Source organism: Streptomyces cahuitamycinicus (assembly GCF_002891435.1).
Taxonomy (GTDB): Bacteria; Actinomycetota; Actinomycetes; order Streptomycetales; family Streptomycetaceae; genus Streptomyces; species Streptomyces cahuitamycinicus.
The window spans coordinates 1-804 of sequence record NZ_POUC01000893.1; the positions used below are offsets into that span (position 1 = coordinate 1).

At 74.3% G+C, this 804-nt stretch carries 1 protein-coding gene; it reads right to left on the reverse strand.

Going from position 1 to position 804, the window contains the following annotated elements:
- Positions 1 to 730: SDR family oxidoreductase (locus C1J00_RS43720; protein ID WP_102914258.1), on the reverse strand; the 730-nt coding region annotated here is incomplete at its 3' end.
- Between the last annotated feature and the right edge of the window lie 74 nt (positions 731 to 804).

Consider the following 804-nt stretch of genomic DNA (forward strand, 5'->3'; position numbering starts at 1 on the left):
AGATGTGGATAAGAGACAGGGCGAGGACCGCGGCGGCGTCGCGCAGCCGTACGGCGCGGCCGGAGCCGATGTTGATGACGCCCTGCGCGGCGGAGAGTGAGGCGGCGTGGACGGCACGGGCCACGTCGCGCACGTCGACGAAGTCGCGCTGTGCGCCGAGGCCGCCGAGTTTCAGTTCGCCGTCGCCGGACTGCATGGCGCGGCGCATGGCTTCGGCGAGACGGCCCAGCGGGGAGCCGGCGGGGGTGCCGGGTCCGGCCGGTGAGAAGACGCGCAGGACGACGGCGTCCAGGCCTGAGCCGAGGACCAGCTCCGTGGCGGCGAGTTTGCTGACCCCGTACGGACCGCCGGGCCGGGGCACGGCGTCCTCGGCGGTGGAGGAGCCGGGCTGGCTCGGGCCGTACTCCGCGCTGCAGCCGATCTGCACCAGCCGGGCGCCGCAGCCGCTGCGGCGCAGGGCCTCGCAGACGGTGGCCACGGCGACGGTGTTGTGGCGGGTGAGTTCGCGGGCCCCGCCGCGGGTGGCGCCGGCGCAGTTGACGACGACACCGGGGTGGACCGCGTCGAGGAAGCGGGTGAGGGCGCCGGGACTGCCGGAGGCGAGGTCGAAGCGGACGTCGGCGTCGTCACCACGGCCGAGGGCGGTGAGCTGCACGGCCGGGTCGGCGAGCAGACGGTCGGCGACGAAGCGCCCGATGTAGCCGTTGGCTCCGATCAGCAGGACTCTCATCGCGCGGCTCCCCATGTCGCCGGGGCTCCTGGGTGGGTGGTCATGCGGTTTCTCCTCGAGGCGGAAAGGAAGGG